10 protein-coding genes are annotated in these 15109 nt (G+C 62.8%); 5 read left to right on the top strand and 5 right to left on the bottom strand.

Annotated elements, in window-relative coordinates; all coding sequences use genetic code 11:
• The coding region (locus tag AC1DZ5_RS05905; protein ID WP_477887043.1) for a helix-turn-helix domain-containing protein at window positions 1-92 on the bottom strand (92 nt) is incomplete at its 3' end.
• Window positions 93-153: 61 nt separating this feature from the next.
• Between AC1DZ5_RS05905 and AC1DZ5_RS05900 the strand changes: the two genes are divergently transcribed.
• Window positions 154-2697, top strand: coding sequence for a cation-translocating P-type ATPase (locus AC1DZ5_RS05900; RefSeq protein WP_477887024.1), 2544 nt, complete (start codon window positions 154-156; stop codon window positions 2695-2697).
• 50 nt (window positions 2698-2747) lie between these two features.
• Here AC1DZ5_RS05900 and AC1DZ5_RS05895 read toward each other — a convergent pair whose 3' ends face one another.
• From AC1DZ5_RS05895 to alr, 3 genes are all read right to left on the bottom strand, one after another.
• Window positions 2748-3875, bottom strand: coding sequence for a hypothetical protein (locus tag AC1DZ5_RS05895; protein WP_477887022.1), 1128 nt, complete (start codon window positions 3873-3875; stop codon window positions 2748-2750).
• 381 nt (window positions 3876-4256) lie between these two features.
• Complete coding sequence (locus AC1DZ5_RS05890; RefSeq protein ID WP_477887020.1) at window positions 4257-5477, bottom strand: HD-GYP domain-containing protein; 1221 nt, start codon at window positions 5475-5477, stop codon at window positions 4257-4259.
• Window positions 5474-6568: an alanine racemase gene (gene alr, locus AC1DZ5_RS05885; protein ID WP_477887018.1), complete on the bottom strand. Its 1095-nt coding sequence runs from the start codon at window positions 6566-6568 to the stop codon at window positions 5474-5476. Before alr ends, AC1DZ5_RS05890 begins: the two co-directional genes overlap by 4 nt.
• A 126-nt stretch (window positions 6569-6694) precedes the next feature.
• Between alr and lplT the strand changes: the two genes are divergently transcribed.
• Entirely contained in the window at window positions 6695-7978 is a 1284-nt protein-coding gene (gene lplT, locus AC1DZ5_RS05880; protein WP_310342694.1) for a lysophospholipid transporter LplT, read from the top strand.
• On the opposite strand, the gene AC1DZ5_RS05875 is transcribed toward lplT, so the two are convergent.
• Window positions 7975-9177, bottom strand: coding sequence for a GGDEF domain-containing protein (locus tag AC1DZ5_RS05875; protein WP_477887016.1), 1203 nt, complete (start codon window positions 9175-9177; stop codon window positions 7975-7977). The two genes, lplT and AC1DZ5_RS05875, sit on opposite strands and share 4 nt — an antisense overlap.
• A gap of 154 nt (window positions 9178-9331) precedes the next feature.
• On the opposite strand from AC1DZ5_RS05875, the gene AC1DZ5_RS05870 reads away from it, so the two are divergent.
• The 3 genes from AC1DZ5_RS05870 (at window position 9332) to AC1DZ5_RS05860 (ending at window position 15097) form a co-directional block, all read left to right on the top strand.
• On the top strand, window positions 9332-9817 hold the full coding sequence (locus tag AC1DZ5_RS05870; protein ID WP_477887014.1) for a glutathione peroxidase: 486 nt from the start codon (window positions 9332-9334) through the stop codon (window positions 9815-9817).
• A gap of 4 nt (window positions 9818-9821) precedes the next feature.
• A complete protein-coding gene (locus AC1DZ5_RS05865) occupies window positions 9822-10430 on the top strand; it encodes a histidine phosphatase family protein (RefSeq protein WP_477887012.1) in 609 nt (202 codons plus the stop codon).
• A gap of 296 nt (window positions 10431-10726) precedes the next feature.
• The gene (locus tag AC1DZ5_RS05860; protein WP_477887010.1) at window positions 10727-15097 is read left to right on the top strand and encodes an autotransporter domain-containing protein; all 4371 of its coding nucleotides are present in this window, start codon (window positions 10727-10729) and stop codon (window positions 15095-15097) included.
• Window positions 15098-15109: the final 12 nt, after the last annotated feature.

The raw sequence follows: 15109 nt of genomic DNA, 5'->3' as shown, positions 1-15109 counted from the left end.
ATGGCGCGCAGGCTCAATCCGTTTTCAAGGCCGATCGCGATGGTTTGGCGATCTTGATAGTCCAGCTGGCTGTAATGAGGTTCTGATTTCATGCGCACACCTTAGAGTTAAATTAAAGGTGTTGCACTTCACTATTGAGGCAGCCGGGGATAGATGCCAATTTCACCCAAAAACCCGACTGTCGGCCTGAGCGCGCAAGAGGCCGCACAGCGCCTGCTGGTGGATGGCCCCAACGTGCTGCCCGGCGAGCAGCCACGCCGGCTGGCGGCCATCGTGCAGGAGACGCTCAAAGAGCCCATGTTCATGCTGCTGCTGGCCGCCGCCGTGTTGTACGGCGTGTTGGGCGACTGGCAGGAGGGCGGCATTTTGATGGGCCTAGTGGTCGTGGTGCTGGGGCTCACGCTGTACCAGGAAGGCAAGACCGAACGCGCCATGCAGGCCCTGCGCCAGCTCTCCAGCCCGCGCGCGCTGGTGCTGCGCGACGGCCAGCCCCAGCGCATTGCCGGGCAGGACGTGGTGGTGGGCGACCTGCTGCTGGTGGCCGAGGGCGACCGCATTGCCGCCGACTCTGTGCTGCTGGACGGCAGCGAGGTGATGGCCGATGAATCGCTGCTGACCGGCGAATCCACCCCCGTGGACAAGCTGGCGGTGCCTGCGGGTGGCGACACCCTGACGACGCTGCCGCCCCAGGCCGGGGGCAACCAGACCCCGTTTTTGTACTGCGGCACGCTGGTGGTCAAAGGGCATGGCACCGCGCGTGTGCTGGCCACAGGCGAACGCACGGCCATGGGCCGCATTGGCAGCGCCTTGCAAAGCCTGCAGGCCGAAGCCTCGCCGCTGCGCGCGCAGACGGCACGGCTGGTGCGCACACTGGCCCTGGTGGCACTGGCCGCCAGCGTGTGCCTGGTGCTGGCCTACGGCCTGATGCGGGGTGACTGGGTGGCGGCGGTACTGGCTGGCATTGCACTGGCCATGGCGCTGCTGCCACAAGAATTCACCGTGGTGTTGACCGTGCTGCCGGCGCTGGGTGCATGGCGCCTGTCCAAACTGCAGGTGCTCACCCGGCGCATCGCCGCCATCGAGACGCTGGGCGCGACCTCGGTACTGTGTGTGGACAAAACCGGCACGCTGACCGAAAACCGCATGACCGTGGCCCAGCTCTACGCCTATGGCGGCGCGCAGGCCGATGCCACGCTGGCGGTGGACTACAGCGCGCAGTCGCAGTTGCCCGAGGCCTTTCACACCGTGGCCGAATTCGCCATCCTGGCCAGCGTGCAAGACCCGTATGACCCGATGGAGCTGGCCTTTCACCGCCTGGGCGCGCATTTCCTGCAAGGCACCGAGCACCTGCACCGCGACTGGATCCTGGTGCGCGAGTACGGCCTGACACCCCAGCTGCGTGCCATGTCCCATGTGTGGACCGTCACCCAAGACAACACTCGCATCGTGGCCGCCAAGGGCGCGCCCGAAGCGGTGGTGGACCTGTGCCACCTGCCCGAGGCCGAGCGCCTGCGCATTGCCGCCGCCGTGGACGCGATGGCCGGACAGGGCCTGCGGGTGCTGGGGGTGGCACAAGGCCAGTTTGAGGGCAGCGACTGGCCCGCGCAGGAACACGACTTCACCTTTCAATTTGTCGGGCTGCTGGGCTTGCAAGACCCGCTGCGCCCCGGCATTCCCGAAGCCGTGGCCCAGTGCCACACGGCCGGCATTCGGGTGGTGATGATCACCGGCGACTACCCGGCCACCGCCCACGCCATTGCCCGGACTGCCGGCCTGGCCCAGGTTGATGCGGCCGGGGTGCTGAGCGGTGACGAGATTGCCACCCTGAACGATGCCGCCCTGCGCAGCCGCATGCGCGAGGTGGCCGTATGTGCCCGCGTGGCCCCGGCGCAAAAGCTGCGCATTGTGCAAGCCCTGCAGGCCGATGGCCAGGTGGTGGCCATGACCGGCGACGGCGTGAATGACGCCCCGGCGCTGAAAGCAGCCCACGTGGGCATTGCCATGGGCGGGCGCGGCACGGACGTGGCACGCGAATCCGCCGCGCTGGTGCTGCTGGACGACAACTTTGCCTCTATCGTGGGGGCCATCCGGCTGGGGCGGCGCATTTTTGACAACGTGCGCAAGTCCATGTCTTACATCCTGGCGGTACATGTGCCGATTGCCGGCATGGCCTTGCTACCGGTGCTGCTGGGCTGGCCCACGGTGCTGTTTCCGTTGCACATTGCCTTTCTGGAGCTGGTGATCGACCCGGCCTGCTCCATGGTGTTTGAAAACGAACCGGCCGAAGCCGATGGCATGCGCAAGCCCCCGCGCGATGTGCAAGCACCGTTGCTAGGCCGGCGCACCCTGGGCGTTGCCCTGCTGCAGGGCGTGGGCGCACTGGCCGTGGTGATGGCGGCGCAGTGGTGGGGCATGGCGCAGTGGGGAGAAGACGGCGGGCGGGCCTTCGTCTTTATGACGCTGGTGCTGGGCAACCTGGGGTTGATTTTTTCCAACCGCAGCGACCTGCCGCTGTGGCGCTCCGTGGGGGCACCCAATCAAACACTGTGGGTGGTCTGCGGCGTGGCGCTGCTGCTCACTCTGGCAGCCGTCTATGTGCCTTGGCTGCAGCGCCTGTTTGCGTTTGCGCCTTTGTCGGGCGCCGGGCTGGCACTCGCTGGGGGGTTGGGCCTACTTACTGTGTGTACTGTGGTTTGAGGCGCTGAAGGCCTGGCTGAGCAAGCCGCCCCCATTGCCGTCACCAATGGTCAGTCCACACTGCCGCGGCTGATGTAGTGCTGCTTGGTCTTGCCTACGAGCAATCCGCCGTCGGTATTCATATTGGTTTGCACGGTCTCCCCACTCCCGAACAACACGCCCGCGATATGGGCATCTCGCACTTCCTGCACATGGGAGAACAGCAGTTCCAGACGATGGTCTTGGTAGTGGTAATCGGTGTTGTTCTGGTACGAGTTACCCAGAGGCACTTGCCAGAGGAAAAAAGGCAAGTTGCCAACCGCCGATGAAACGGCATTCGTCCACTGGAAAAAGGTTGTCATCTTGGCCACATCCCAGTCTGTGTTGCCCGAACCGTGCGTCAGGTAATACCCCGCATCGCGGTCACTGGGGTCAGCCACCATGAAGTCGCCCTGTCCCGCGCCCAAGGCATTGATGAAGTTCGCCCAGGAAGTCGCGTTGCCCGGACTGCTGTATGACCAGGGCGAGACATGAATTCCCACCTTGGCATTGGGCGCGTACACGCGCACCATGTGAATCATGCATTTCACATAACCTGAAGCGTCGTTGGGATACACGTTGACATCGGTGCAGTCAGTTCTGCTGCTGGTCGTGACTTTGGCAGGGATGGCGCTGGGCAGGCCAGTCGTAGCGTCGGCTCTGCCCTTCAGGAAGCCAAACAGGTCGGGCTCAATATGCAACATGGCTTTATCGCTCCCAATCTTTTGCAGCAACCATCGCCAGTCATCAAAATAATTAGTCATGAACGTTTGATCATCCAGTGCACTCGTTTCTTGCGCGATCCCTGACCCAGCGGGAAGCCCCGATGCCGATGGCAACATGAAGTAGGTAAAGAACGGGATTTGCGCACGGGTTACGCCGTTCCAGGTGCGTGCCTTCGCGCCATCGACTAAATTCTTGGCGTACTGACCAGCGGGCAGATTCCAGGCATACCAACCGTTTTTGCAAGCACCGGTGCCGCTCAAACAATTGGCATGGTTATAAGTAGCGTCCCAGGCCTCAGAATTCAAGTAGCGGTATTCCAGGTCGAAGGGGGCGTTGTTTCCGGTGGAGCTTTGACCGTCGCTGAATCCAATCATCACCTTGGTGTGCCCCAAAAAGGACGTACTCAACGCAGAGTTGGTGGGTGTGGTGCTCACACTGAAATCCATGGCGGTAGTGCCGCCTCCCGACGAACTCCCCCCGCCTCCCCCTCCGCAACCCGCCAGAATCAAACCCAGTAGAAATATGCCAACGCGCATGCCGCCCCCAAAAAATGCCGTGAAAAAACGAGATGCCAACACAAGGCCCGTATTCACGCATAAACGGCAAACTTAATATATCCCTATTACATATAGATACGGTGCTAGTAACGGAATCGCGCGAACCATCCAATGCTGAATCCACCGGTTCGGTGAAGCAACAATTGCGCCAAATCCAAGATTTGAATCGCTCCTGATTTAGGAGCTGCTCGCGCAATATTTACGCTGGCTAGAGGTTATTTTCATGCCCAAACAATGGCCTGGGGGGGGCTCCGACCGCTAACGCGGGATCCGCCCCCGCGCCTGGCGCACTTTGTCGCCATTGATGGTGACCCGCACTTTCTCGAAGTTCACCGCGGTGGCAATGGCATAGGCAGGCTCGGTGGCGGTGTTGTGGCCTACGTATTTGACGATGGGCATGCCGTCCTTGTCGAGGATGGGCACGACCCAGGGCGTATTGGCGCGCTCGCCGCGCTGCACCGACACCGCCGTCTCGCCGTTGGCCAACTGCATATAGCTGCCCGGCGGGTAAAACCCCACGGCCTGCGCCATGGCCGAGCCCACGCCCACAATTTCACCCTCGGCGCCCATCACCATGGATTTGACCGCCTTGACCGGTGCAAACGACATGCGCGTCTTGCGCGCCGCCATACGGGCCACAAAGCCGTCGGCCAGGTGCAGCAGACGGCGGCTGGCGAAGTTGCGCGCCATGGCCTTGGGCGACTCCGGCGCATGGTGCCAGCGCACGATATCCAGCACGTCGTCGTCATCCACCCCCAGGCTCACCAAAATATCCACGCTGCGCAAGGAATGGTCGGCAATCAACGACCGTTGTTCCAGGGTCAGGGGGTCGCTCTGGCGCGTGAGGGAGTCCTGCTCGCGCGCCATACCGATGTTCATGGTCAGCGCGGCGCGGCGCAGCGTCTGGCGCTGCAGTGGGTCCAGCCCCAGTTTCTGCCCCGCCAGCTCACACACCACGGCGCACAACAGCGCATTGGTGGCGCAGTAGCCCAGGCTGCTGTCGGCCAGCGCCTGGAACAGGCAGAACAGGCTGTCGTCGGTATCGGCCGTCAGCAAGGACTGGCATTTGCGCTCCAGTCCGGCCAGGCGCGGCAACGGGTTGATCGCCAACCCGCCCTGGTACAGCACGCCACGCAGCACTTCCTGCAAGTCCAGCCAGCCGCCGCTGAGCTGCTGCCCGACCACATAGTCGCGCTCCAGAATGGTGCTGGGCATGGACGCGGTGGCAATGGTGAGGATGTCCACCCCATCGCGCAGCATCTGGTGCACCATGCGCTCGTAGGCCTGCTGCCAGGCCATGCCCTCCACTGCGGAAGAACAGGCTTCGTGGTCATGCAGCTTGTCGCGGTGCTGCACAGACAAGATGGGCTGCCCTTTGCGCAGCAACAGTTGGCCGGTGGTGCCACTCCACACATCCACCGGCAGCGGCTTGCCTACCTCCAGCATGGAGATGGGAATAGGAATGGTGTTTTTGTTCAATCGGCCACCACCACGGGCACGCGCAGCGCCAGCCCGCACATCAGCTCATACCCCACGGTGCCAGCGCAGGCCGCCACCTCGTCGATGGATAGCACGGCGCCATTGGCCGCGCGGCCCCACAGCGTGACCTCGCTGCCCATGTGCGCATCGGGCACGGGGTCCAGGTCCACGGTAATCATGTCCATGCTGACGCGGCCCACGGTGCGCGTGCGCACGCCGTCCACCAGCACCGGCGTGCCGGTGGGGCACAGGCGCGGGTAGCCATCGGCATAGCCGCAAGCCACCACGCCAATGCGCATCGGCTTGTCGGCCACGAATGTAGAGCCATATCCGACGCTAGCCCCCGTATCTATTGTGCGGGTAGCTATGATTTTTGCAGCTAGTGTCATGGTCGGCTGCAGGCCCCAGTGGGCGGCGGTGTGCTCGGGGTAGTCGGGCGCGCTGCCATACACGGCAATGCCGGGGCGCACCCAATCGGACACCAGGCCGGGGCCGGAGTGGCGCAGCGTGGCCGCACTGTTGCTCACCGTGCGCTCGCCGGGCAGGTCGTCGGTGACGGACTTGAAAATGACCATCTGCGCATCAATGCCCTTGGTGCCGTCGGCATCGCTGAAGTGGGTCATCAGCGAAATTTCGTCCACCTGTGGCAGCGCGTTCAGGCGGGTCCATGCTGAGCGCACTTGCTCAGGCTGGAAGCCCAGGCGGTTCATGCCGGAGTTGACCTTGAGGAACACACGGTGCGGCTCGTTGGTCTTGTGGATGGCCAGCATATTGATCTGCTCTTCGCAGTGCACCGTATGCCACAGGCCCAGGCGCGAGCACAGCTCCAGGTCGCGCTGGTCGAACACGCCTTCCAATAAGAGGATGGGGCCGCGCCAGCCCAGGTTGCGCACGCGCTGCGCCTCGTCCAGGTCCAACAGGGCAATGCCATCGGCGCCACGCAGACCGTCAAACGCGCGCTCAATGCCATGGCCATAGGCATTGGCCTTGACCACCGCCCAGACCCGCGCATCGGGCGCGGCGCGGCGCGCCACCTCCAGGTTGTGGCGCAGGGCCTGGGTGTGGATGGTGGCTTGTATGGGACGTGGCATGGCGATGGCGGAGAGAGGAACTGCGAAGATTTTGACATTGGCCGCCGTGCTATAACCGCAGCACGTTTGGAGACCTACAACAATACCTGACGCATTAGCCACGCTAATGTGCCCTACTCCCCACCCATGAAACGCGGTTTTTACACCATCATGTCAGCGCAGTTTTTTAGCTCGCTGGCCGACAATGCTTTGTTTGTGGGTGCCGTGCAATTGCTACGCAGTGCAGGTGCGCCTGAGTGGCAGCAAGCCGCGCTGGTGCCCATGTTTGCGCTGTTTTATGTGGTGTTGGCGCCTTTTGTGGGGGCCTTTGCCGACTCCATGCCCAAGGGCAAGGTGATGCTGATCAGCAATGGCATCAAGGTGGTGGGCTGCCTGATGATGCTGTTTGGCACGCACCCGCTGATGTCCTACGCCATCGTTGGCCTGGGCGCCGCGGCCTATTCCCCCGCCAAATACGGCATCCTGACCGAGCTGCTACCGGCCTCCCAATTGGTCAAGGCCAACGGCTGGATCGAGGGGCTGACCATTTCCTCCATCATCCTGGGCGTGCTGCTGGGCGGCCAGCTGGTCAGTCCGGGCATCTCCCACGCTCTGCTGTCCATTGACTTCCCTCTCATTGACACCAGCATTGACACCCCACCCGAGGCGGCCATTGGCATCCTGATCTTTGTCTACCTGGCCGCGGCCTGGTTCAACACCCGCATCCCGCTGACCGGCGCCAGCATGCGCGCCATGCCCAAGAACCTACTCACGCTGCTGCCCGATTTCTGGAAGTGCAATGCCAAGCTGTGGAAAGACCGACTGGGCCAGATCTCGCTGAGCACCACCACGCTGTTCTGGGGTGTGAGCGGCAATCTGCGCTATATCGTGCTGGCGTGGGCCTCGGCGGCGCTGGGCTATAGCGTCACGCAGGCGTCGGCGCTGGTGGGCGTGGTGGCCATAGGCACGGCTGCCGGGGCGGTAGCTGCCTCCATGCGCATGCGGCTGGAACACGCCACCAATGTGATCCCCCTGGGCATTGCCATGGGCCTGCTGATTTTGTTCCTGAACTTCATCACCAACGTCTGGGTGGCCGCACCCTTCCTGATTTTGCTAGGTGGGCTGGGTGGCTTTCTGGTGGTGCCCATGAATGCCTTGCTCCAGCACCGCGGCCACAACCTGATGGGCGCGGGCCGCTCCATTGCCGTGCAAAACTTTAACGAACAGGCCTGCATCTTGGGTCTCGGCGCGTTCTACAGCCTGTCCACCGGCATGGGCCTGTCGGCCTTTGGCGCCATCACCGTTTTTGGCGTGGTGGTGGCGGGCTTTATGTGGTGGATCAAGCGCTGGCATGCACGCAACTGCCGCGACCATGCGGCGGTGCTGGAGCACCTGCTAGCCATTGCCCGCAACGACAACCTGCACGGCTAGGCGCGCAAACCCTCTGCGGTGCCGCTGCCGAGCTCGGACGACTCGGGCTCGGCGTATTCCACCCGGTCCCGCCCCAGTTGCTTGGCCACGTACAGGGCCCGGTCGGCGGCGGCGTAAATGCTGTCGACCTTGCCACGCTGTTCGCGCAGCAGACCGCTGACACCAAAGCTGGCCGTTACCGGTACCCGCAGATCCTCAATCACCAACGGTGCCGCCCGCAGCAGTTGGCGCAGTTTCTCTGCCACGCCCAGCGCTCCCTCCCGTGACGTGTCTGGCAACAGCACGATGAATTCCTCACCCCCCAGCCGTGCCACGGTGTCGGTGGTGCGGATGCCGCCCCGCAACAGCGCTGCCACCTGCTTGAGCACGGCGTCGCCCACCGGGTGGCCATATTGGTCGTTGATCTTCTTGAAAAAATCAAGATCCACCATGATGAGCTGCGTATCGCAGGGGGCACGCGTCACCCGGGCCAGCTCCATATTGGCCAAACGCATGAACTCGCGGCGGTTGTACAAGCCAGTTAGCGTGTCGTGGTCGGCGAGAAAGGCCAGTTCGTGTTGTTGTGCGACCAGCGCGGTGTTGCTGCGACTGAGCTGGCGACGCAACACTACAGCACGAACGAATTGATTCCACACAATCACCGACGCCAGCAATGCCAACGCCGGTCCCACATAGGCAATGATGCCCACGCTGGTGGCTTGCACAGGATCAATCGGCGCACGCGACAGCATGGCAGCAAACACCGCGCAAGTGCCGGCATACAGCGGCACAGAGATGCCGGGGCGCATCAGCCCCAGCACCCCGAACATGATGCAAATCATCATGAAACTCGACGGTCCAGCCCCCGCATTAGCCACCAAATCAGCGATGGAGATCACCGCACCAAAATAAAAATACCCAGCCGCAATGCCAATTTGCAAAGCAATGGCGCCCCCCGTTGCGTGCCTGCCGCGCCGCACATAGGCATGGGACAGCAACCCGTTGAAAATAACGAATCCACCAATGGCGACGTGTGCCCATTTCACGGTGCTTGCCCACTCCACCATTTCGGGATGATCTGGCGGGGCGACATACTGTTGCATCAAATACGCTAGGCCCGCATGCAATGGAACCATCAGCGCCGCCACCCAGCGGTAGTGCCGAAGCGTCTCCATGGTTCCTTCCCCCTGCACGAGGTCGTACTCACGCTTGGTGGCCACAAGCCAATCCACAAATCGACGCAACCGGGGGGGGGTATTTCAAGGTGTTACCTCTTTGCTGGAATCTTCCCAGCAAAGTCCGATGCGTACAAGTGCTTTCACAGCGCCCGCTAAGTGTTAAGGTGATGCCCCGACATCTGCAAAGGATTCCGCCATGGCCACCGTGTACGACTTTGAAGCCCTGCAAATTTCCGGCAAGCCGGTCGCATTGCGGCAGTTTGAGGGCAAGCCCCTGCTGATCGTGAACACGGCCAGCGCCTGCGGCTTCACGCCCCAGTTTGCGGGGCTGGAAGAGTTGCACAAGACCTATGGCAACAAAGGCTTGGTGGTGCTGGGTTTTCCCTGCAACCAGTTTGGCGCCCAGGACAAGGGCAGCAACGACGAGATTTCCGAGTTCTGCCAACTGAATTACGGCGTGAGCTTCCCCATGATGGCCAAGATCGATGTGAATGGCGGCGAGGCCCACCCGCTGTACCAGTGGCTGGTCAAGGAGGCCCCAGGCTTTCTGGGCACCAAGGCCATCAAATGGAATTTCACCAAGTTTCTGATCGGCAAGGACGGCCAGGTGCTCAAGCGCTACGCGCCTACGGATACGCCGGCGAGTTTGGCCAAGGACATCGAAGCTGCGCTGGCCAGTTGACCCTATGCGCTGGCTGCCCGTCCTCTGGGCCCTGGTCTGCACCAGCGGGGCTGCGTTGGCGCAAACCGCGTATCCCATGGTCGACCCCACAAAGACCCTGCAAGGCACCGCCTTGGTTGCGCAATTGCGCCAGGGTGGCTACGTGCTCTATATGCGCCATGCCATCAGCGGCCCCCCCACAGAGCACTGCAAACCGCAAAGCGGCCTGACACCTGAGGGAGAAGCACAAGCACGCGCCGTGGGCACAGCGTTGCGTGCGCTGAAAATTCCGGTAGGGGCCGTTTGGAGCTCCCAAACCTGCAGAACCGAGCACACCGCCCAGTTGCTTGAGTTGGGTCCGGTGGCAACCACGCTCGATCTAAACCCGGCTGGCGGAGACATTCAGGCCGAGCGCGACGCAGCACGCACCCGACGCCTGCTGGCCCTGCCGGCGCCAGGCCAGAACACCGTGCTGGTGGCCCACGTGCAGTCAGCGCAGCAGCCGCAGGACCAAATACAACTCGCGTTTGCCGAAATCATTGTGTTCCATGCTGGCGCACCGGGCCACCCCTATCCTGTGGCCCGCATCACGCTGCAGGACTGGCAAGCCTTGGTTGCCGCGGCCACGGACTGAGGGTTCATCGGGTTATTTCGCCCAAATACAACAGAAGCCCGCGCCGCGCCGGGCTTGGCCCTCAATTGCCCTTAATAAAGTAAAGGCAATTCGTTACACTGATTCGCTGTGATCTGTGCTAGCGGCTGTCTCCTTTCTGGGCCCAGCGCAAATTACCTTGTCCCGGGGCCGCTGTACGCCCCACCGTATGGTCCATGGAAATGTCCGACACTGAGACTCCACGCTCATCTTTCTTGTGGCGAGCCTACACCGTGCTTGCGCCGGGATGGACTGCCTGCAAGGCAGTGGCCACAGGCATGTTGCGCCAGATCTGGCAACTGACAGCAGCAATGGCGTTGCTTTGCGGCTTGGCCTCAACCAGCGCCTGGGGCCAATCGGTGGCGACCGGCTCCGGCATCTACAACACCAGTGGAGCTGGCGGCTACGCAAGATGTGTGAACTGTCACTCTGGAGCGACCTCATCGGCGGCGCACTTGCTAGCCTCCAATGCTTACACCTATCTGCACACCGAGCTGTCGCCAGGCGGCAATATGTATATCAACTACGGGGGTACACCGGCCTTGCCCTCGCAGTCCGACATCATGTCCCTGGCGTTGTACATCGGCCAGTTCAAGGCCCCCGCGTTCACAGTGGCCAACGGCAATGGCTCTCTCGCCATTGCCGTGCGCTCGGGCGCTGCGGCCACCAAGGACATCTACCCGCTCCTGACTCAAGGGACCGCCGGCGCGGCGCAGGACAGCGGAGGCCTGAACATCACCTCGGCGGCCAGCAATGGCAGTGCATCCATGTCTGCCCCGGTGGGTGCCACCACCACCATGGTCTACAACGCCAACTACACCTCCACGGCGGGGTACACGGGCTCGGACGCCTTCAACGTCGAGGTGCGCAACCCTACGGGCAATGACACGCGAACCATCCAGGTCACGGTGCTGGGCATCACCAGCGCGGCCACGGCCACGGGTTTCAAGGGCCAGGCCTACACCGCGGGCTCGCCGCTCTACCAGATCACATCCAATGACGGCTCGGCTTCCAACTTCACGGCCACCGGCTTGCCCACGGGTCTGTCCGTCGACAGTACCAATGGCAAGATCACCGGCACCGCCACCGCCACGGGCTCCTTCTCGGTCACCATCGGTGCCCAAATCAACGGCTCCATCAACGACGGCACGGTGAGCAAGACGCTGACGATGGACATTGCGGGCATTACCAACAGTGCCACGGCCAACTACACGCAGAACTCCGCAATATCGACCTTCCAGATCACAACCTACCCTGCAAGCCCCAGCGCCTACGGGCTCACGGGCAGCCTGCCTAGTGGACTGAGTTTCGCCAGCGGCTCGGGACAGATCAGCGGCACCCCCACCATCGCAGGCAGCTACCCGGTGACGCTGCAGGCCACCACAACGGCTGGCGCCGTGAGTCAGACACTGACCATCAATGTGGCCTCGGCTGGGGTACCGGTTATCACGAGCACTCCCTCGCTGGCCACCGCCCCCACGGTGACCGTGGCGGGCACGGTTGGAACGGCCATTGCGGGTTACCAGATCAACGCCACCAACCCGCCCATTACGGCCGGCAGCTACGCCGCAAGTAATTTGCCGCCCGGCCTCTCGGTGAATACCAGCACAGGTGCCATCACAGGTACCCCCAACACCAGTGGCGACTACGCGGTCACGTTAAGTGCAGACAATGCCTCGGGCACCGGGTCACTCAATGTGGTCATGCGCATCCATGCCACTGCAGCACCGGTGATCAACAGTGGTGCCGCTGGCTCCGGCACCGTGGGATCCGCTGGCACGGCTTACACCATCACAACAACTGGCACGAATGGTCCCATCACCAGTTACTCCGTTGTGTCCGGCAGCCTGCCTGCGGGCCTGACGCTGAACACCAGCACCGGCGTGGTGTCGGGCACCCCCACGGCCAGCGGCGTATCCACGGTGACCCTAGGGGCCGTCAACTCTGGCGGGGTGACAGGCTCCCTGGCGGTGACCTTCACCATCACGCCCAATGCGGTACCCGTGATCAGCAGCCCCAGCAACGGCACCACCACGGCGCTGGCGTTGGGTGCGGCCATGAGCCCCATCACCATCACGGCCAGCAACCCGCCACTGACCGCATTTGCACTGGCCAGCGGCACGCTGCCCACGGGCGTGTCCTTGAACACCGGCACCGGTGTGATATCTGGCACACCCACCGTACCATCGGCCAGCAGTGCTGTCACACTGACCGCCACCAATGCAGTGGGCACCAGCGGCGCCGTCACGGTCAACTTCTCGGTAGGCGTACCCACCCCTGCGGCATGTACCTTGACGACGGCCACGAATACTGCTGCAACGCTGAACCTCAATACCTGCATGTTCCCAGCCCTCAGCCCCACGGGCATGTCGGTCTCCATGCAGCCGGCCCACGGTACGCTAACCATCAGTGGCGTCACTGCCACCTATACGCCAGCGGCCAACTTCTTTGGTACTGACTCTTTCTCGGCCATCGCCCATTTCACCGGTGGCGCCACGTCAACAGCCGGCATCGTGACGGTGACGGTAACAGGGCGCCCTGACCCCACACAAGACAAAGCGGTCGTTGGCACATTGACTGCGCAGAACGAAGCGGCCCTGCGCTTCTCGCGCACGCAGATTGCCAACTATGGCCGCCACATGGAAGGCCTGCGCAGCCGCGGCCCCAGCCTGGGTAGCGGCCAGCCCGCTGCGCGGTTTGGTGATGCCGCCGTGAGTGCGCCCTCCGCTGCAAAAACCAGTGCCCAGCTCAACAGCCTTGGCACCAACTCGGCCACCCAACTGCCGGTAGGCACCGCTCCGGCCTCCCTGCCCGTGTCGTCGGCTGTCAGCCAGGTGGCCAATGACACCGGACTCAGCCAGAACCCGCTCTACGGGCTGGTTACAGGGCTGGTGCAGAACCGGTCGGTCGATCTGGGGCGGTTATCTGCCGGATTGGGTGGCAACGTCAAAACCAACACCCTGCCCGGCCCGAAGGTATGGGTCGAAGGTGTGGTCAGCTTTGGTGCGCGCGACGCCAGCGGCGGGCTGAGCGGCTCGGACTTCAGCTCCAATGGTGTCAGCATGGGCGTGGACCTGGCTTGGGACGACAAGCTCACCGTGGGCATGGGCGTGGGCTATGCCCAGGACACGACCAACATTGGCACCGACGGCACGCGCAACGAGTCCCGCGGCTACTCGCTGGCGGTCTACGCGAGCCGCCAGGTCGGCACCAAGGGCTTCCTGGAAGGCATGCTGGGCGTGGGTTCGATCGACTTTGATTCGAAGCGTTATGTCTCGGCAGCCGGCGCCTTTGCCAACGCCAATCGCAAGGGCTATCAGTTATTCGGCTCGGTGGGTGGCGGGCTGGAGTTCCGCGACAAGACGAACATGATCTCGCCCTACAGCCGGTTGGACTTCTCGATGGACCAGCTCAACGAGGCCACCGAGACCGGTGCAGGTACATTTGCCCTGAACTACTACACCCAGACCAATACCGCCCTGCAGGGCGTGTTGGGGCTGCGCGGCGAGAGCATCCATTCCACACCGTTTGGCTGGGCCATCCCCCGCGCCCGCGTGGAGCTGCGTCAGGATCTGCAGAACAAGAGCGAAGCCTCCATTTCCTATGCAGACCAGATCGGTGGCACGCGCTACGCCATCGCCCCCTCCGGCAGCCTGCAAAGCGCCCTGGTCTTCGGCATCGGTAGCGAGTTCCTGTTTCGCGATGGCTGGGCCTTTGGGGTGGACTACCAGCTGACGCAGGTATCGGCGCAAGAATCCAGCTATGCGCTGCGGCTGAAGTTGGTCAAGGAACTTGGCGCCAAGGGCCTGCCGGACCTGCTCAAAGGTGTGGAGCTGGACTTCAACGACGACAACCAGATCCAAGTGGATGCGGGCTATACATGGGATGACAACATTACCCGCTCCAAATTGGCCTCCGATATCCGCGGGGACAGCATCTACACCTTCAATGCAGGGCAAACCCGGGCTATTTCTCTCAGCGGCACCAGCCGGCTGCTGCTCACCGGCAGCGTGGGAGGCGAACGGTTCCAGACCTACAACGGCCTCAGCAACATCAGCCTGACCGGCGAGGCGGTGTACCAGTACCGGGCTTCTTCTGAGTTTGATGAACCCACATTCGGGTTGTTTAGCCGTGTCACGGCACTCAAACACCAATCCAGCCTGCGCGACGGCTACCGCTATTCGGTGGGCGCATCGGTGATGCAGCCGCTGACCGATCGCATCAACCTCTTTGGCGCGCTGGGCTACAACGGCCGCTATGCCAACAGCACCGTATTCCAGACTGCGGATACCTCGCTGCGGGTGAACCTGGACTATGCACTGCGCGGCAGCGCGACCCTGTACATGAGTGCGGAGTACCGGGACGGCGATATTGTGTCCACCGGCCGTTCATCGCTGGAAAACGTGACCGTGGCCAAGGTTCTGGTCCAAGATGACGCCTATGCGGGAGGACAGTTCTTCAGCTACCGGTTTGGCGGCACCACCGTACTGACTACGCTGGGCTACAACGTCGGCTTGGGCGCACGCGACTCTCTCGACATTGCCTGGCGCCGTGTCGAGTCCACCCCCGGCATGCGGCCGGCCTGGGCGACTTCACCGAACAGCTATGTCACTAACCAGGTGTCGGCCAGCTACCTGATGCGGTTCTAAGGGAGCGCCAAT

The organism is Rhodoferax sp. P1_F3, from assembly GCF_056405715.1.
Note: the sequence above shows the minus strand (reverse complement) of the source record. Positions and strands in the feature narration are given on the sequence as shown.

Coding starts and splice junctions, on each gene's coding strand:
- AC1DZ5_RS05900 (WP_477887024.1), top strand. CDS start 154: ATGCCAATTTCACCCAAAAACCCGACTGTCGGCCTGAGCGCGCAAGAG.
- alr (WP_477887018.1), bottom strand. CDS start 6,568: ATGCCACGTCCCATACAAGCCACCATCCACACCCAGGCCCTGCGCCAC.
- lplT (WP_310342694.1), top strand. CDS start 6,695: ATGAAACGCGGTTTTTACACCATCATGTCAGCGCAGTTTTTTAGCTCG.
- AC1DZ5_RS05870 (WP_477887014.1), top strand. CDS start 9,332: ATGGCCACCGTGTACGACTTTGAAGCCCTGCAAATTTCCGGCAAGCCG.
- AC1DZ5_RS05865 (WP_477887012.1), top strand. CDS start 9,822: ATGCGCTGGCTGCCCGTCCTCTGGGCCCTGGTCTGCACCAGCGGGGCT.
- AC1DZ5_RS05860 (WP_477887010.1), top strand. CDS start 10,727: ATGTTGCGCCAGATCTGGCAACTGACAGCAGCAATGGCGTTGCTTTGC.